This is a genomic window from Pseudomonas fluorescens, assembly GCF_030344995.1.
GTDB lineage: Bacteria > Pseudomonadota > Gammaproteobacteria > Pseudomonadales > Pseudomonadaceae > Aquipseudomonas > Aquipseudomonas fluorescens_BF.
This window is the reverse complement of record NZ_CP128260.1, coordinates 579,019-595,107: the sequence shown is the minus strand read 5'-3', so window position 1 is coordinate 595,107 and position 16,089 is coordinate 579,019. Positions and strand designations below refer to the sequence as shown.

19 protein-coding genes and 1 pseudogene are annotated in these 16,089 nt (G+C 52.3%); 13 read left to right on the top strand and 7 right to left on the bottom strand.

Going from position 1 to position 16,089, the window contains the following annotated elements:
• Positions 1-60: 60 nt before the first annotated feature.
• The 10 genes from QR290_RS02660 to QR290_RS02615 all read left to right on the top strand — a co-directional run bounded on the left by QR290_RS02660 (position 61) and on the right by QR290_RS02615 (position 6,810).
• Positions 61-2,751 (top strand): toprim domain-containing protein, encoded by a 2,691-nt coding sequence (locus QR290_RS02660; protein ID WP_289204275.1) that lies wholly within the window; start codon positions 61-63, stop codon positions 2,749-2,751.
• 29 nt (positions 2,752-2,780) lie between these two features.
• A complete protein-coding gene (locus tag QR290_RS02655; protein ID WP_034151924.1) occupies positions 2,781-3,125 on the top strand; it encodes a hypothetical protein in 345 nt (114 codons plus the stop codon).
• Between the two features lie 2 nt (positions 3,126-3,127).
• Positions 3,128-3,427, top strand: a complete 300-nt coding sequence (locus QR290_RS02650; RefSeq protein ID WP_289204274.1) for a helix-turn-helix domain-containing protein — start codon at positions 3,128-3,130, stop codon at positions 3,425-3,427.
• A gap of 1 nt (position 3,428) precedes the next feature.
• Complete coding sequence (locus QR290_RS02645; protein ID WP_289204273.1) at positions 3,429-3,956, top strand: hypothetical protein; 528 nt, start codon at positions 3,429-3,431, stop codon at positions 3,954-3,956.
• Complete coding sequence (locus QR290_RS02640) at positions 3,949-4,080, top strand: hypothetical protein (RefSeq protein ID WP_289204272.1); 132 nt, start codon at positions 3,949-3,951, stop codon at positions 4,078-4,080. Before QR290_RS02645 ends, QR290_RS02640 begins: the two co-directional genes overlap by 8 nt.
• A 174-nt stretch (positions 4,081-4,254) precedes the next feature.
• A complete protein-coding gene (locus tag QR290_RS02635) occupies positions 4,255-4,881 on the top strand; it encodes a hypothetical protein (protein WP_289205265.1) in 627 nt (208 codons plus the stop codon).
• The gene (locus QR290_RS02630) at positions 4,878-5,126 is read left to right on the top strand and encodes a DUF7696 family protein (RefSeq protein ID WP_034151920.1); all 249 of its coding nucleotides are present in this window, start codon (positions 4,878-4,880) and stop codon (positions 5,124-5,126) included. The genes QR290_RS02635 and QR290_RS02630 overlap by 4 nt, the downstream gene beginning before the upstream one ends.
• Positions 5,123-5,332 carry a DUF4224 domain-containing protein gene (locus QR290_RS02625; protein WP_289204271.1) on the top strand — a complete coding sequence of 70 codons (210 nt, stop codon included), beginning with the start codon at positions 5,123-5,125 and terminating at the stop codon, positions 5,330-5,332. The genes QR290_RS02630 and QR290_RS02625 overlap by 4 nt, the downstream gene beginning before the upstream one ends.
• Positions 5,332-6,480: a site-specific integrase gene (locus tag QR290_RS02620; RefSeq protein WP_289204270.1), complete on the top strand. Its 1,149-nt coding sequence runs from the start codon at positions 5,332-5,334 to the stop codon at positions 6,478-6,480. The genes QR290_RS02625 and QR290_RS02620 overlap by 1 nt, the downstream gene beginning before the upstream one ends.
• 90 nt (positions 6,481-6,570) lie before the next feature.
• Complete coding sequence (locus QR290_RS02615) at positions 6,571-6,810, top strand: hypothetical protein (protein ID WP_289204269.1); 240 nt, start codon at positions 6,571-6,573, stop codon at positions 6,808-6,810.
• A gap of 631 nt (positions 6,811-7,441) precedes the next feature.
• On the opposite strand, the pseudogene QR290_RS02605 reads toward QR290_RS02615, so the two are convergent.
• Positions 7,442-7,579, bottom strand: a pseudogene (locus QR290_RS02605) (helix-turn-helix domain-containing protein); the annotation flags it as partial.
• A gap of 307 nt (positions 7,580-7,886) precedes the next feature.
• Between QR290_RS02605 and QR290_RS02600 the strand changes: the two are divergent.
• Together QR290_RS02600 and QR290_RS02595 are read left to right on the top strand one after the other, a co-directional pair.
• A complete protein-coding gene (locus QR290_RS02600) occupies positions 7,887-10,121 on the top strand; it encodes an ATP-dependent nuclease (protein ID WP_289204267.1) in 2,235 nt (744 codons plus the stop codon).
• A complete protein-coding gene (locus QR290_RS02595; RefSeq protein ID WP_289204266.1) occupies positions 10,103-12,004 on the top strand; it encodes a UvrD-helicase domain-containing protein in 1,902 nt (633 codons plus the stop codon). The genes QR290_RS02600 and QR290_RS02595 overlap by 19 nt, the downstream gene beginning before the upstream one ends.
• A 423-nt stretch (positions 12,005-12,427) precedes the next feature.
• Here QR290_RS02595 and QR290_RS02590 read toward each other — a convergent pair whose 3' ends face one another.
• Positions 12,428-12,712: a helix-turn-helix domain-containing protein gene (locus tag QR290_RS02590; RefSeq protein WP_162803803.1), complete on the bottom strand. Its 285-nt coding sequence runs from the start codon at positions 12,710-12,712 to the stop codon at positions 12,428-12,430.
• A 425-nt stretch (positions 12,713-13,137) separates the two neighbouring features.
• On the opposite strand from QR290_RS02590, the gene QR290_RS02585 reads away from it, so the two are divergent.
• Entirely contained in the window at positions 13,138-13,404 is a 267-nt protein-coding gene (locus tag QR290_RS02585; protein WP_115076205.1) for a DUF3077 domain-containing protein, read from the top strand.
• Positions 13,405-13,462: 58 nt separating this feature from the next.
• Here QR290_RS02585 and QR290_RS02580 read toward each other — a convergent pair whose 3' ends face one another.
• The 5 genes from QR290_RS02580 to QR290_RS02560 all read right to left on the bottom strand — a co-directional run bounded on the left by QR290_RS02580 (position 13,463) and on the right by QR290_RS02560 (position 15,963).
• A complete protein-coding gene (locus QR290_RS02580) occupies positions 13,463-14,173 on the bottom strand; it encodes an SDR family NAD(P)-dependent oxidoreductase (protein ID WP_115076204.1) in 711 nt (236 codons plus the stop codon).
• 33 nt (positions 14,174-14,206) lie between these two features.
• Positions 14,207-14,851, bottom strand: coding sequence for a DsbA family oxidoreductase (locus QR290_RS02575; RefSeq protein WP_289204265.1), 645 nt, complete (start codon positions 14,849-14,851; stop codon positions 14,207-14,209).
• Positions 14,848-15,066: a tautomerase family protein gene (locus QR290_RS02570; protein ID WP_007952610.1), complete on the bottom strand. Its 219-nt coding sequence runs from the start codon at positions 15,064-15,066 to the stop codon at positions 14,848-14,850. The genes QR290_RS02575 and QR290_RS02570 overlap by 4 nt, the downstream gene beginning before the upstream one ends.
• Positions 15,067-15,392: 326 nt before the next feature.
• The gene (locus QR290_RS02565) at positions 15,393-15,707 is read right to left on the bottom strand and encodes a type II toxin-antitoxin system YafQ family toxin (RefSeq protein ID WP_289204264.1); all 315 of its coding nucleotides are present in this window, start codon (positions 15,705-15,707) and stop codon (positions 15,393-15,395) included.
• The gene (locus tag QR290_RS02560; RefSeq protein ID WP_085712741.1) at positions 15,673-15,963 is read right to left on the bottom strand and encodes a type II toxin-antitoxin system RelB/DinJ family antitoxin; all 291 of its coding nucleotides are present in this window, start codon (positions 15,961-15,963) and stop codon (positions 15,673-15,675) included. Before QR290_RS02560 ends, QR290_RS02565 begins: the two co-directional genes overlap by 35 nt.
• Positions 15,964-16,089: the final 126 nt, after the last annotated feature.

Sequence of the window (16,089 nt, the reverse complement as noted above, 5' to 3'; positions counted from 1 at the left end):
CACCGCCTCACACCGGCATTTCCGGTGTGACGGGATCTTTTTGCCTGACGGAAACCCACCATGGACCAGCGCCTTTACAAAGCCGTAACCGAAAAGCTTGATCGCGAGTTTGCATTCAAGCGTGTCGGCGATTGGTTGCAGCAGGGGGAATGCCCCAACTGCCACAAGAAGGAGCTCTACACCAACGCGGAACACCCGTGGGTGTTGCGTTGCAATCGCACCAACAAATGCGGATTCGAAGAACACATCAAGGATCGTTACAGCGAGCTGTTTGAAAGCTGGTCCGATCGCGCACCGAAGCTCCCGGATAATCCGAACGCGACCGCTGACGCTTACATGAAGGAAGGCCGGGGTTTTGACCTAGACACGATCAAAGGCTGGTACACCCAAGAAAGCTACTGGGACGCTGACAAAAGCATTGGTAGCGCCACTGTGCGTTTCGCCCTGCCCGGCGTTGGCTACTGGGAACGGATCATCGATCGGCCACAACGCTTTGGTAAGCGCAAGGCGACATTCCGTGGAAATTACGGCGGCACTTGGTGGCAAGCACCCGGCCAGTCGTTCATTGATGTCGAAGAGGTCTGGATCGTTGAAGGAATCTTCAAGGCGATCGGGCTGCTGCACAACGGCATTACTGCAACCTCAACCCTCACGACCAACAACTATCCGAGTGAGGCTTTGGCTGCATTGGCCGCGCAGTGCGAGGCGAACGGGCGCGAACGTCCGCGCTTGGTGTTTGCCTACGACGATGACCCTGCTGGGCACTCTTTCACCCGCAAATATTGCCGCCGCGCAAAAGAGGAAGGCTGGGAGGTTGCTGCCGCCTTATCCCCATCTCGCGGCGCAGCCAAGCGCGATTGGGACGATCTGCACCGCCTCGACAGACTCAAGCCGAAAGATCTTGAGGAATACCGCTATCACGGCGCGCTGGTGATCGCCGAGAGCGCTCAGGAAAAAGCGAACCTGATCTATTCCCGCTTCGGCACCACCCAATTCCCCCTCGACTTCGAGCAGCGCCTGTATTGGTTCAAGCTCGATCTCGACGCGTTCGGCAAGGTGCTGGAGAAGGTTCAAGAAGACTACCCGGACATGACCCGCGAAGAGCAGCGGCTCGAAGCCCTGGCCGAGAGCAACTGCGTAGTCGAGATCTGCAACTGTAAGCCGACGCCGCTCTACTACATGAAGAACGAGATTACCGACGAGTCTTGGTACTACTTCCGCGTCAACTTTCCACACAGCGGGAAACCGGAGAAAGGCACCTTCACGGCGAGCCAGCTCTCAGCACCATCCGAGTTCAAAAAGCGCCTGCTGCACATGGGTGCAGGTGCGATCTGGACAGGCAGTGCCAGCCAGCTCGACCGCCTGCTGTCGCGTTGGACATTCAACATCAAGAAAGTCCAGACGATCGATTACATCGGGTACAGCGCCGACCACGGTTGCTACGTCTACAACGACGTGGCGATCGCGGCTGACAAGCTGGTCGAGATCAACGATGAGGATTATTTCGACATCGGCAAACTGGCAATCAAGAGCCTGTCGAAGTCGGTAAAGCTCGACATCAACTCCGACCTGAAAGCCTACAGCGAGTCTTGGTTTGACCTGATCTATCTCTGCTACGGCCCGCGCGGTTTGATTGTGCTGGCCTACTGGATGGGCACCCTGTTTGCCGAGCAGATCCGCGAACGCTTCGAGTCGTTCCCCTTCATGGAAGTTGTAGGCGAGCCCGGCGCCGGTAAGTCCACGCTGCTCGAAACTCTGTGGAAACTGCTGGGCCGCAACGGCTACGAAGGTTCTGACCCGCTGAAAGGCTCGATGGTTGGTTATCTGCGCACCATGGCCCAGGTCTCGAACATGCCAGTTGTGATGCTTGAGTCCGATCGAAGTGACGACGACGAAGGCAAAGGCCGACCAAAGCAGGCGTTCAACTGGGACAGTTTCAAATCCCTCTACAACGGCGGCGCCTTGCGTACCACGGGCGTTAAAAACTCCGGCAACGACACCTACGAGCCACAGTTTCGCGCGGCACTGGTGATCAGCCAGAACGCCCCGGTGCAGGCCTCGCCGGCCATCATGGAACGGATCATCCACGTCTGGTTCGACAAGAGCCGCCAGTCCGATGAAGGCCGCGAAGGTGGCCTCGCGCTCGGTCGGATGACCGCCAGCGAAGTAAGCGGTTTTCTGGTCAAGGCCGTCACGAAAGAAGCCGAAGTCTTGAAGCTGATGGATGAGCGTCAGCGCCCTTACGAAAAGGAAATTCAGGCAGCCGGGGCAAAGAACCTGCGTATCCAGAAGAACCACGCGCAGCTGATGGTGCTTCTGGATGCCCTGAAGTTGGTGTGCCCGATCAGTGACTCGCAAATGAAGGAAGCCAAAGCGGTTATCACCGAGCTGGCCCTTGAGCGTGAGCAGGCCCTTTCCCGCGAAAACCCAATGGTTGAGTCCTTCTGGGAGGCGTTCGAGTACCTCGACGGCGCCGGCGATGACGCTGACGGTCAGCCGAAGCTCAATCACAGCCGGGACGCGGGCTTGATCGCAATCAACCTCAACCACTTCGAGCAAGTGGCTGCAGAAAAGAAACAGCGCATCCCGCCGCTGACCGACCTGAAGCGCGTCCTGAAGTCCAGCCGCAACCGCCAGTTCATAGAAATTCGCGCCGTAAACAGCGCGATCAACGCCCGGCGCAACACTTCGAGGGACGCGTTCAGTCAGACGCTGCCGTCCACGGTGAAGTGCTGGGTTTTCAAAGCGTGAGCCACCCCAACCCTCAAATGGAACTGACCATGACGAACCTCTATACCCGCACGGTGGTGCGATACAGCAAGCGCTTTCGCTTCGTCCTGCGCGCTTTGGAAAAGGCGCTGCCAACTCTGGAGCAAGCCGAACACCTCGCTGAGCAATTCAGCAAGCAAGGCGTCCCGACCGTCGCCCACTACACCGAGCGCCACGGCTTGATGTTGGTGGCCCGCGTCCAGGCCGACCACATCAATGTCGCTCAGGACGTCGTCATCGACGAAAGCGCGAAGCTCGGACGCAAAGTTCAGGTGACCCGTGACGGCTGCCGGATCCTCCCGCCGACGGAGGAAGAAAACACCCGAACCATCCGCCTCAAGTTCGAGGGTTTCTGACCATGGCCCGGCCAACATCACACCCAAACCCACGCGAGATCCGCGCAGCAACCGGCCTCAATCAGTCCGAATTCTGGCGGCAAATCTTTGTAAACCAGACGGCTGCCAGCCGCTACGAAAGCGGGCGCCCAATGCCTGCCCCGACCGCCGAGCTGTTCCGGTTGGTGCATCTCGAACATATCGAACTGGCGAGCATAAACCGCGTTGATCTGCTGATCGCCGCGCACCTGAAACAAGAGCTGCCAGACCTTTACGAGAGCCTGAAAACCATCGTTACCCGATCCACAACGGAGACCAACTGAGATGCCTTTCTACAAGTCCAGTGAAAAAGAAGTGCTTGCTGCTTGGGCAGCTTATGCCGAACAAAACACTGCGGTCATCGCTGAGGCAAAAGCGTTTGCAGAGCAGTTCGAAGCCACCCCTGTATACCGGCACGACCTGTTCGGTCGGAGCTTTTTCGGTTTGAAGTTCTCACCTGCTTTGATCTCGCCGCTTTGGACAAAGCCGGGGGATGGTGACACCCAACGACCGCGCGCCGCGCTACCTCGTGATGTCACCCGCGCCTCTACGCCTGAGGCGAAAAAACGTCTGAATGCCTCGCTGAGATTTTTGGATGCGAAGTACAGCAAGGGCTTCCCGAAGTGCAAAGCATCGCTCGAACCGTTGTGGGAATCGATCGGAACGGACTGGGGGAACCTGCTGCTGTGTGGCGTTGGCTTCTTCGCAACTGATGATGCGGTTTTCGTATCCACCAGCGCCAAGCTCAACGACCGGATGACCGAAATCATCGAGTCCGAATACCGCAACGCAAAGGAGGCCGCCCATGGGTAAGTTCAATCAGATCGCGCTGAGCGTTGGCCTGGGTCTGTTCGCCGTGTTGATGTTGCTGGCCATCGTTGAGAAGGGAGTGGAGCTCGTACTGCTCTCGGGACTTGCCGAATGCTCATTCGGCTAACAGAACAAAGATAAGCGGTGTCGAGGAGCGCCAACTCCCCGACACCTGCCACCAAGCAGGAGAAGCACCATGCAAGCACATCAACCACAAAGCAGCGCCGCGAAGGCTAGCACACCACCGCTGGACGCTCTTGATCCGGTGGTACAGGCCAAACGTTCCACGGAGGAGTTCGTTGTGTCTGACCTTTTTTACCTACAGGACAGCCGCAGTAATGTCGGCAGCCGCGCAACCTTCTGGCGTATCGGCGGTGGCTATACCTCCAATTTGAGGGAGGCCGAGCAGTTCACTCGCGCGTGTGCCGTTAAGCAGTATGAAGCCCGTGAGACAGATGTTCCGTGGCCCGTCGCCTATATCGAAGACCGGTATGAAATCGGAGTGGACTTCCAGTACCTCGATTCAGCAGCTGCAGCGGCAACTCCAAATCATGATGGCCGCGTATTCGTAGCTTATGACAAGGCTTGGGATGGAAATGATCTGATCTGGATTGGAGGCGACGGACCTACATCCGACTTGGTCGATGCGATTCACCCTGGGCAAGAAACTGCCGAAGAGTATCTCTCCAAAGGATTCCGGGTTTGGCCCGTAGATTACATTGTGAACAAGTGCCGCGCTGTCGTCCGTGCCGCCAATCTCAATCACAAGCAAGCACTTCGCGAGGCCGGACTCACCTTACCCAAGACAAAACACGTCCGCATCCGCAGTTACAACAACCTGAATAACTGCGGCGGTTGTGGTCGCTTCCTGAGTGAACGGCAACGCTTTAACGACTGCCCGAACTGCGGGGAGAGCAACGCGCCATGAACAACACACTGGCCAGTCTTCCCGTACCGCTCCAGATCCGCGCCTGTGAGGCGCGCTACTGGCTGCGCAAGGGCTACACAACGCAAGAGAAGGTCGATGAACTCCGCGAGTTCCTCCACAAGAAACGCGGCACCAACGCGATCGAGCTGCTGATCGAGGAAATGCGCAACCAATGGCGCATTCGCAGCCTGTGGATAAATAAGCCGATCGGCGAGACCGAACCAGCACAGGGACAACAAAAATGAGCAGCGTCTCAGGGATTCTCAGCTTCGACGATTTGAAACAAGTGACCGGCTATCAGCGCCGGTCTGATATCGAGCGAACGCTCAAGGAACAAGGGATTCGGGTTTTCATGGGCCGCAACGGCCCGTGGACTACCACGGATCTGATCAATCAGGCCGGTGGCTATACTCCACCGACTCAGGACAGTTACAGCCCGGAAATCATCTGATGAGACGCGGAAGAAAGCGCAAGCACAACCCGAACATTCCGGCGCACATCGATCAGGCTGCCTTACCGGCAGCCGTTTACTTCGACCAGCGTGGGGCCGGTGTCTGGTACACGTTGTTTTTCGACGAGGGCGGCAACCAGCGTCGGACGAATCTGGCCGGACCAACTACGACCCTGTCTGAACTCCACCGGCTGATGGAAGATCGCTCCGGGGTTGACCGTGACTGCCTGCGCTACCTGTGTGAGCAGTTCCACAAAAGCGATCGGTTCAAGAGCCTGAAGCCCAAGACCCAGGCTGACTACGAATACTCGCGCGACGTACTGCTGACCTTTCCGACCAAGCTGAAGAAGCCCCTCGGTGAACTGGCCGTGCGCAAGTTCAATGCGCCGCTGGTTCAGCGTGTGATTGACCGGATCGCCGAAGCGGGAACGCCGTCGAAGGCTGCGCACGCACTGCGCTACCTACGCCGGACGATGCAATGGGGCAAAAACCGTGGCTTCGTCGAGACAAATCCTGCGCAGGGAATCGAGGCGCCCAAGGAACGCAAGCAGCGGCGTCTCCCGGAACCCGCAGCCATGAAAGCGCTCGTGAAGTACGCCCAACAGCAGGGCCAGCTCACACGCGGCCAACTTGGCGCGTGCGCGCCGTACTTGTGGTACGTGATGGAGATTAGCTACCTCTGCCGTTTGCGCGGCATCGAGACGGTGACGCTCACTGACGCGAATGAAACCCCCGACGGCGTGCTGACCAATCGACGCAAGGGCAGCCGTGACAACATCGTGCGATGGACGCCGCGCCTTCGTGCGGCCTGGGACTGCGCGAAGAAAGTACGCTCCGACATCTGGAACAAAAAGCGCGTGCCGGTGCCAATCGCTGCAGAGCAACGCCCGATCATCACCGCCGCTCACGGCGGCGCGTTGCAGAAATCCAGCCTCGACACCGCTTGGCAACGGTTCATCACCCAAGCCATCAAAGCCGAGATCATTACCGCAGAGCAGCGCTTCGGCATGCACGACTTCAAACGCCGAGGAATCACCGATACCGTCGGCACCCGAGCCGACAAGCAGGAAGCGTCCGGTCACCGCGACGAAGCAATGATGGACATTTACGACCACAGCGTACCGATCGTGAACCCCTCAGCAGACTAGAACACTTCGTCGGCTGCCTGCCTCACCGCTAACCGATCGCCATATACTGTTTATATGTACAGCATTCGTAAAATAAACAGGATATCGGCGATGAGCGCAAACAACCCCCAGCAGGACTGGACGACTGCCATGTGGTGGTCGCTTCACCGCGACAAGACCGCGTTGCTTGAGCGTCCAGGCACCCACCATAAGTCGCTGATCCACGGCGCCAATTCGTTACATAGGGCTGGTCTCATCGACAGAGATGACCTCTGCGAGTTTCTTGAACTGGCCGACGCCGCGCTGGCCTACGCCGTTGAAACACTTTTAGACGTGCGCAACGCCGGTTAGGGGTCTCGAATGCAAATGCTGGTTACTCCAATGCGGTACGAGGGGGTTGCTCTGACGCCGGAGGAACGAGGCCGCTACAACGCGATCAGGGGAAACGTTCGGGTTGGCCCCGAGCAGCGCGTTGAGCTCGGTCGAAGCACGACCGTTGCGAGGCTGTACGATGGGTTGAATCGAAAGACTGAAGGCCTACCTCAGCTTTTGGATGCGACGTTGGTGGGCATGGCTGAGAGCGGGTTTGTACTCAGCGGGATTGAAATCATCAACGGGCGGGCGTACGCACAGTCGTGGTGGTGCCGAGATCCTCAGCCGAAAACTCCCAGACCGTTCGAGCCTCCAACGGCCAAAAACCCTACGTAAATCAAGCGCATGCCCCCGCGTCGAACGGGGCTTGCAGCGGGCCTTCTACGTAAAATAGAATGCCGCAAGTCTTTGATTTGTATGTAAAGTTGCCCTTACTTGTAATCAGTAGGTCCCGGGTTCGATTCCTGGTGCCGGCACCATACAAAACAAAGCCCCTGCAGAAATGCAGGGGCTTTGTTGTTTCTGGAGTGTCCACATTTCGTCCACACTTCCGATCATCGGCAACCGTGTTGCCAGTTTCTAATCGGAACAATCCGTAGACGATTTCACCTCAAGCTGGCTGCAAATCCCGCAATGCTTCCGGATGCTGGCTAGCAACACGTAACAGCGTCTGTGCCGCACCTGTCGGCTGCCTGCGACCCTGCTCCCAATCTTGCAACGTCCGTGGACTCACACCGATCAAATTGGCGACGCACTCAGCGAATCGCCCAAAAAATAAATCTGTCACCTTCTCTTCCTGCCTACGGAAAGACTAGCAATGGGGCACTGCTCTGCAGTGTCTAGACTCGGCTTGCCTTGAAATTCTCATAGGTCTAATGTGCCATCACCATGCCACTAACCTGGCGAGGCCTCTATGGGACGGATCTGACATTTACCTTAAAAAACTTCTGGTGCGTATCTTTAGTGAAACTGACCTACAGGTCAGTCTCCTGCTGACTCAGAAAGACGCGAGGTCAGTTCTGTAAATAAATGTGTCGCTGATGAAAGGAAGCTGTATGCGAGTTACAAAAATCAAAATCGAAAATTTTAGGCTACTAAAGAATATAACGGTAGACATTGAGAAAAATCTATCTTTAATAATCGGCAAAAATAACTGTGGGAAAACCTCATTTCTTTTATGCCTAGAAAAATTCATTGGCGGAAGCGCGACAAAAAATCAATTTACATTTGAAGATCTAAATAGCGATATAAAAGATTTGCTATTAAAAGTGATCGAAGGAACGCTACCGAATGATCAACAGATTGCAATATCATTAAAGATATTTATTCAATACGATGAAAAAGATGACCTTGAGCACATAGGTGACAAGGTTATAATGGATTTAGACCCTGACAACCAATACATTGTTCTAGCTTTTGAATATAGAGCAAACCAAGAGGATATACAGCGTCTTGCAACTGATTTTCACAACATCAAAGCCAAGAAAATAGCCGAAGGAAAAGCTTATAAGAACCTATTCGACTACTTGAAGGAAAGTCATGGGAAATACTTCTCAACAACAAGGCGTAGTCTGCGATTTGACACAACATCAAATATGGAAGATGAAAGCGATTTCGTAGACTTAGATGCAGAAGGTGTCAACTTATCGAAAATAATAAACTTCAAATGGATTAGCGCACGTAGAAACGTCTCTAACAAAGACACTGACAATTCACTGTCTCTGCTGTCCGCTAAAATATATAAAAAGCTTGAGGCTACCAATCCAGACCAAAACATCGTAGAAGACTTCAAAGATACGTTAAGTACGACTGACACAAAACTCAACTTAGTGTATGAGAAAATTTTTGAAGACGTGATTGTCGATGTTAAGAAATTCGGGGGTGTCAACCAAAATGAATCAATAATAAAAATCGTATCTTCGCTGCAACATCGAGACCTCCTAGAAGAGAACACCACCGTTATGTATGGATTGGGCAGTGGCGAACACGACTTGCCCGAGAACTATAATGGATTGGGGTACTTAAACCTCATAAGTATGATCTTTGAAATAAAGCTCAAACTTCATGACTTTCAAAAAGACATCAGCGAGTCCCCTTCCGATGTCAATTTGTTATTTATTGAGGAGCCAGAAGCACACACACACCCTCAGCTCCAAAGAATTTTTATAAAAAATATCAAGTCGTTGCTGAGCCCAGGAATCAGTCGTACTGACGGAGTCAGCAGGTCTCTTCAGACAATACTAAGCACTCATTCCTCATACATAGTGTCCGAAAGCGATTTTGAAGACATTAAATACTTCAAAAAATCGGATGGGTGCGTAACCTCCAAAAACCTAAAAGATCTTAAAGACTATTATGGGGATTCCCAGCACTACACTTTTCTTAAACAGTACCTGACAATACATAGATCTGAGCTATTCTTTGCAGATAAAGCAATTTTCATCGAAGGAGACACCGAGCGAGTTCTTCTTCCTGCCATGATGATGAAAATTGACCAAGAAGATTTGGTAGAAAATATAAAATCTGGAACGACAAGCCAAATCCCACTGCTTTCCCAAAACATCTCAATGATTGAAGTAGGTGCTTATTCACATATCTTTGAGAAATTCGTCAGCTTTATTGGAGTCCGGTCACTAATCATCACTGACATTGATTCGGCTAAAGAATTTCCGGATTTAGACGAAAAAGGCAATCAAAAATTTAACAAACAAGGGGACCCCAAAACTGAATTAAAAAAATGTCGCGTTATAGAAGGCACCCATACCACAAATGCCTCCTTGGTCTTTTTCTATAAAACAGATGAGTTAGCTTTTTACAGCGCGCTTGAAATGGCAAATAAAAGGCTAACAAAGAAAATCAATTCCCCATGGAGCCAATGCGAAAAGGGAGAACTCCTTTGCGCCTATCAAACATTGGAAGCAAATCAGCTTGGTGAGGGATATCACGCCCGTAGCTTCGAGGACGCATTCTTCCATATAAACAGAGACTTTATAAAAAGTCTAACATACGACGACAAGAATGAGTTCATCGGAAAGTCAACGCTACCATCACTAGTCCAAAAACATCTAAAAGACTTTGCGGATTCCACCACCGACGCTTACACATGTGCTGAAAAAGCAATAGGTAGCAAACCATCATTCGCTATGGAAGTACTGTTAAATAGTTCGAGCCATGAAATCACACTCACAGACGCACAATCTGGCAATTCTAAGACAGTTTCCATGGAGTTTGCCAACTGGAACACCCCTAGCTATATCAAGGAGGCTCTAAAATGGCTGAAGCAAGACTAATTCTAGAGCCTGAAGTCCAGGAAATATTTAATCTAATTGATGAAGGAAAAAACTTCTTGCTCAGTGGAGGGGCAGGTAGCGGTAAGACATATTCGTTGGTGCAGTGTATAAGGCAAGTGTTAAGCGAAAATTTAAACTGCAAGATTGCTTGTATGACTTATACAAATGCAGCTGTCGCAGAGATTCGTAGCCGGGTAAGCGATCATAGGCTGAACGTAGGCACCATCCATGAATTCTTATGGGACTTGATACGCCCTTATAGAGTGGAGCTTATGGATGTGCTAATACGGTCTCTGGAGAGTGAAGACGAAAGTTCTATCGTTAATCCGGACGAAGATTTTGACCCCTCGGCATTGAAGGGGCAAGAGGTAAAATACAAAGAATACACGTTGATTCGGGAAGGAATTATATCTCATGACGAATTATTGATCGTCGCTCATGACATGTTTAAGTCTCACCCAAAACTTTGTGACATAGCTAAAGACAGATACAAATTCATATTCGTCGACGAGTACCAAGATACATCGGCAGCTGTGATAGAAATATTTCTCGATTACTTTCAACAAGGTGTGAAAAAAAACATTGTAGGCTTCTTTGGGGATGCGATGCAGTCAATATATGATGACGGCGTGGGGAACCTAGACAAGTACATCAAGCAGCAATATGTTTACGAGGTAAAGAAAGAACAAAACCGAAGAAATCCAAGATTAGTCTTTGAGCTTGCCAACAGGCTAAGAACCGACAGTCTACAACAGACTGCATCGCTCGACGAAAATGCTCCTAATATGTTGAATGGCGTTGTTATAGATGGTGAAATACGGTTAATTTATACCGAAGGACCAGATGATAGACTGCAGCACGTTAAAGACTCATTGGGCTGGGATTTTAGTCACAGCAAAGAAAACAAAGAATTAAATCTAACTCATAACTTAATCGCACCTAAAGCTGGATTCCCAGAATTGATGCTTATTTATGATGGAGATAAAATACTAGAATACCGCGATCGAATTAAAAGATTTATCAAGAGTCGCAAACTACTTACTGATTTCTCGGGCTTCACTTTCGGACAGGTCATAGACAACCTAATTGATAATTTCCCAGCTGAGAAACCCAATCTATCCCCTACAGCGGGGATGCAGCAGTTCATAGATCTTCATCCTGAGCTGTACGACCGTGCACTTGCGGAGCCGTACGAAATTTTCAAACGCATATATTTGTCCAAAGATGCCCTTATAGACGATAAAAAAGATGATCCTGACGGATCCTCAAAGGCTGGCAGTAAGCGTGATGCGTTGATTAAGCACTTATTCAAAATTCAACACATAATTAGTCTTTATGAGGATAAGAAATTCAATGAATTTCTTAAGCGCACGGAATTTAAAATACGCTCGGTCGATGATAAAAAAAGACTTAGAGACATCATCGATGAGTTGAGAGAAATGTCAAATGCTTCGATCGGCACAGTCATCGATAGAGCAGACAAGCTTGGCATTTGCAGAAAGGACGACAAGCTTTCAATTTTTATTGCACGTAACAGTTATGTTTATGACAGAGTGATAAACGTAAAATTTATTGAATTTAAAAAATTATATCAATACCTAGAGGGGTATACCCCATTCTCAACTCAGCATAAAATAAAAGGTGCCGAGTTCGAGAACGTACTTGTCGTACTGGATAACGGAAAATGGAACAAATACAACTTTAATTATCTTTTCGAAGAAGCTGGAACCCCATCTGTCCTTGAACGGACAAAAAAACTCTTCTATGTTTGCAGTACGCGTTCTAAAAAAAGCTTAGTCGTCTACTATCGCAATCCTAGCCAGAAAGCGTTAGCAACAGCAAAAAAATGGTTCGGAGATGACGCTGTATCAAGACTTAGTTAATTCATTTATTACTCTAGGTGCGCCGCACTTTCTGTGCGGTACACCAACCTAGCAAAGCTCAATACACGCAAGTTTTGCAAAGCTCAAAGTTTACTGATGCACAAAAATCGGAAAATCGTACTCTCACACGACAATTACGAGATTTCAGGAATTCTTCCAGACCAAACTAATTGAAACTTCTCGGGGAGGCCCAGATCCGTCGATCATCAAAGGATAGTTTTAGAGATAGACTCAGCATCTTCGCACTAAATACTTCATATAAATCATGACGTTATCATTTTTTTCGCCTCCTGGTGCCGCACCATAAAAACAAAGCCCCTGCAGAAATGCAGGGGCTTTGTTGTTTCTGGAGTGTCCACACTTCCGATCATCGGCAACCGTGTTGCCAGTTTCTAATCGGAACAATCCATATACGATTTCACCTCAGGCTGGCTGCAAATCCCGCAATGCTTCCGGATGCTGGTTAGCAACACGTAACAATGTCTGTGCCGCACCTGTCGGCTGCCTGCGACCCTGCTCCCAATCCTGCAACGTCCGCAAACTCACACCGATCAACTTGACAAATGCACTCTGCGAAACGCCCACCTTGGCCCGCGCTTCAGCGGCTGCCGAGAGTGGCACCTCTGTGACACGAGCGGCTTTTCCCGCCTTCATTTGGCGGACAGAGTCCAGCAAGTCCTGCTGGAATTGCTCCAGTTCATTGACCATCGCTGATTTCCTCCTTCAGTTGCTTGGTGATCAAAGGGTATAGATTTCTTCCAAGAACATCAGCTCCGCCACCACCTGGCCACGATTGCGCTGCAACCCTCCCCCACGCTACCGTCAAACCCGTCGCTGCCAATTCAGCGACCGGGCCTGAGAACCCGCGTAAGATGCAGGCGCACCAGCGCCCCAACCCACGTTTGCCGGCGTTTTTTTTGCCTGCATTTCTGTGCAATGGCGGCTGTGCGTGGGAGGTCTTCGGGCCTGCCGGGTTCCTGTATCTCCGGTTTCTCAGCCTGCGCATAGCTGCCACCCTTTCGCCTGAGAACGAAGTGGCAGCGCTCATTTGATACAGGGAGTTTCACAAATGATTAGTATCGATCCGTCCAAAGTCTGCCCCTTCCATCAACCAGCCAACGGTAGGTGAAGCCATGACCAATCCCCAAGATCTTAAAACCCTCGGCCTCACCCATTTCTCCTTCCAGTCCAACCACGCACTCTTCCGCACCACCCCCGGCGTCCCGGTCGTCACCGCTCTCACCCACGCGTTCCATCTGCTCCACATCTCCAAATTGCTCACGTCGGATACCTCTGCCGCCAACGATCCAGAACTCCACGCCTGCGCCTCGCAATATCTGCAGGAGTTGAGCAAGGCGCTGGTCGATGACGCGGTCAAAGTGTTGAGTCCGGATCCGTAATCCGTCACCCACAAAAAAGCCCTCGCATCGCTGCAAGGGCTTTGTGTTACCGGATCAATCAGTGCCCAGCGCTCTGCCCACCATCCACATGCAGAATCTCGCCTGTCACAAAATTCGCGTTATCCAGATACACCACTGCCTGCGCGATATCGTCGATCTCGCCCATGTGTCCGACCGGATGCAGCGCACCCAGCGCCGCGTGAGTTTCCTCGCCGTGCATCGGCGTTTTGATGATGCCTGGCGATACCGCGTTCACCCGGATTCCGCGTTTGGCGTATTCGATGGCCAGGGATTTGGTGGCGGCGTTGAGGCCGCCCTTGGTCAGCGACGCGAGGACCGAGGGCACGCCGTCGATGGCGTGGTCGACCAGGCTGGTGGTGATGCTGACCACGTGGCCCTTGCCCTGTTTTTCCATCTCGCCGATGGCCAGTTGGGTGATGTAGAAGAAGCCGTTGAGGTTGACCGACAGCACCGCCGCGTAGTCTTCCGGGGTGTAGGCGGTGAACGGTTTGGCGACGAAGATGCCGGCGTTGTTGACCAAGGTGTCGATGCGGCCGAAGCGGGCCACGCCTTCGCTGATCACGCGTTGAGCGGTAGCAGGGTCGCCGATGTCGCCGGCGATGGTCAGGATCTGCGGATCGTTCGACGGCTTGATCGAGCGCGAGGTGGCGACGATGTTGTAGCCCAGTTCACGGAAGGCCTTGACCATGCCTTCGCCCAGACCTTGGGAGGCGCCAGTGATGACGACGGTTTTTTTCGAGTGGCTCATGATGAAATCCTCAATCAATAAGTGGGTGTTGAATCAGGCGATAGCCAGTTGTTTCAGCATTTGTTCGTAGTACTCGACCGATTGCGAACCGGACACCAGGTGCTTGCCGTTCAGGATCAGCGCGGGCACAGAATTGATCCCGTGCTGCCGGTAAAACGCCTGCAGTTGGCGCACTTCGCTGGCGAATTCGTCGTTGGCCAGCACCTTTCGGGCCCTCGCCGCATCCAGCCCCGCTTCGGTCGCCAGACGAATCAGCGTCGGGTGATCGTTGGGGTTGTCGCCGTCGCGGAAGTAAGCGCGCAGCAGGATCTTTTTTAGCGCGATCTGCCGCCCTTCCTGCGCCGCCCACATCAGCAAGCGATGGGCATCGAAGGTGTTGTGAAAGTGCGTGCGTTTCTCCAGGTCGAACTCGAAACCGATGGCTTTGCCGCGTTCGATCTGCATCTTCTTGCCGGCGGCGACGTCTTCTGCGGTGCGGCCGTATTTGCGCATCAGGTGCTGCACCACCGGTTCGCCTTCGGCGGGCATGTCCGGGTTGAGTTCGAAGGGCTTGTAGGTCAGCTCCACCGAAATTTCGCCGGCCAGATTGCCGATCGCCTGCTCCAGCGCTGTCGCCCCGAGCGCGCACCAGGGGCACACCACGTCGGAGACGAAATCGATGGTCACGGTCGGGGTCATGACTGGCCCCGTTCCGCCAGTTGCCGGCGGTATTCGGTGGTGGTGATGCCGGCGTAGCCCCAGTTATCGGTGTCGACTTCTTCGATCACGATGTGGGTCAGGTCCGGGCGCTTGTTGAGGACGCGTTCCAGGGTTTCAGTGATTTCGGCGATCACCTGAGCTTTCTGCTCTCGGGTAACACCGTCGCGGGTGATACGTACGCTGACAAATGGCATGACGACGACTCCAGTGACCTGCCCTCGGGATGATGGTCAGGTGTTGGAGCTCAATTTAGGCGTGTGCCGGGAGGGGAAAAAGTAGGGGTGGGGTACTTCATTTGTGAGGTGGTGTAATGAATTGACAAGCCGAAGTTCATTGACAGAGAATCCCCTCAAGAGCGCGAAACCGGCTGCCATCAGGTGGCGATAGTCGGCGTTAGGGACCCCGTTGATGACCTGAAAATCAGCGTTCGGGTGAGACCTCTTCTCCCCTGCTTGAGGGAGCACAATATCAAGCGACTTAAACAAAAAAGCCGACAGCGATGTCGGCTTTTTTGTGCGCGCTATTTGAACAGTTCGGAATGAGTGCCCAAGTCAACGAAGGTGATCAAATCTGGGCGTGTGTTTTCGTAAATCATCAAAAAGTCACCGCCGATGTGACACTCGCGAAATCCAGTCCAATCACCGTTTAGAGCATGATCCACATACTCCTCAGGCAACTGTTCGCCCAAAAACAACATGACCATCACCTTACGAACTTCATTCATATCTCGACGCCCGGCACGCTCGTAACGATCCCAGGACTTCTTGAACTCGGACGTTTGTGAAGCCTGCTTAGGCCGCTCAGCGCGTTTTTGTCTTTTCTCCGGTTTCGCCATCGGCAGCCCTCAGCATCTCATCTATCGAGTCGAAACGCTGGCGAATATCTCGTGCTTCCATCATCGCGCGGGCGGTCTTCTCTGAAGGGACGCGCACCTCAAAGGGCAAGCCTTGGGTCGCCACGACCTGACGGAGAAACAGACGCATGGCATCACTAATACTGAGCCCGCAAGCGTTCAAAACCTCAGTGGCACGCGCCTTCAAATCCTCATCAATGCGGCAACGCACATCGGTGGTTTTCAGTAGTGCACCCATTTCAATTACCTCATGGTGATTTTGTAGCTACATCGGCGCTACCTCTACATTGTGGTCAGGGGATTCGTTTTGGGTCAATGTGAAGTTGATATACGGGTCTCCACCGTCGTAACTCACTAATTTCAT

Excerpts from the sequence above, each read along its gene's own strand:
- QR290_RS02660 (WP_289204275.1), top strand. The coding sequence starts at position 61 with ATGGACCAGCGCCTTTACAAAGCCGTAACCGAAAAGCTTGATCGCGAG.
- QR290_RS02655 (WP_034151924.1), top strand. The coding sequence starts at position 2,781 with ATGACGAACCTCTATACCCGCACGGTGGTGCGATACAGCAAGCGCTTT.
- QR290_RS02650 (WP_289204274.1), top strand. The coding sequence starts at position 3,128 with ATGGCCCGGCCAACATCACACCCAAACCCACGCGAGATCCGCGCAGCA.
- QR290_RS02645 (WP_289204273.1), top strand. The coding sequence starts at position 3,429 with ATGCCTTTCTACAAGTCCAGTGAAAAAGAAGTGCTTGCTGCTTGGGCA.
- QR290_RS02640 (WP_289204272.1), top strand. The coding sequence starts at position 3,949 with ATGGGTAAGTTCAATCAGATCGCGCTGAGCGTTGGCCTGGGTCTGTTC.
- QR290_RS02630 (WP_034151920.1), top strand. The coding sequence starts at position 4,878 with ATGAACAACACACTGGCCAGTCTTCCCGTACCGCTCCAGATCCGCGCC.
- QR290_RS02625 (WP_289204271.1), top strand. The coding sequence starts at position 5,123 with ATGAGCAGCGTCTCAGGGATTCTCAGCTTCGACGATTTGAAACAAGTG.
- QR290_RS02620 (WP_289204270.1), top strand. The coding sequence starts at position 5,332 with ATGAGACGCGGAAGAAAGCGCAAGCACAACCCGAACATTCCGGCGCAC.
- QR290_RS02615 (WP_289204269.1), top strand. The coding sequence starts at position 6,571 with ATGAGCGCAAACAACCCCCAGCAGGACTGGACGACTGCCATGTGGTGG.
- QR290_RS02600 (WP_289204267.1), top strand. The coding sequence starts at position 7,887 with ATGCGAGTTACAAAAATCAAAATCGAAAATTTTAGGCTACTAAAGAAT.
- QR290_RS02595 (WP_289204266.1), top strand. The coding sequence starts at position 10,103 with ATGGCTGAAGCAAGACTAATTCTAGAGCCTGAAGTCCAGGAAATATTT.
- QR290_RS02590 (WP_162803803.1), bottom strand. The coding sequence starts at position 12,712 with ATGGTCAATGAACTGGAGCAATTCCAGCAGGACTTGCTGGACTCTGTC.
- QR290_RS02585 (WP_115076205.1), top strand. The coding sequence starts at position 13,138 with ATGACCAATCCCCAAGATCTTAAAACCCTCGGCCTCACCCATTTCTCC.
- QR290_RS02580 (WP_115076204.1), bottom strand. The coding sequence starts at position 14,173 with ATGAGCCACTCGAAAAAAACCGTCGTCATCACTGGCGCCTCCCAAGGT.
- QR290_RS02575 (WP_289204265.1), bottom strand. The coding sequence starts at position 14,851 with ATGACCCCGACCGTGACCATCGATTTCGTCTCCGACGTGGTGTGCCCC.
- QR290_RS02570 (WP_007952610.1), bottom strand. The coding sequence starts at position 15,066 with ATGCCATTTGTCAGCGTACGTATCACCCGCGACGGTGTTACCCGAGAG.
- QR290_RS02565 (WP_289204264.1), bottom strand. The coding sequence starts at position 15,707 with ATGGCGAAACCGGAGAAAAGACAAAAACGCGCTGAGCGGCCTAAGCAG.
- QR290_RS02560 (WP_085712741.1), bottom strand. The coding sequence starts at position 15,963 with ATGGGTGCACTACTGAAAACCACCGATGTGCGTTGCCGCATTGATGAG.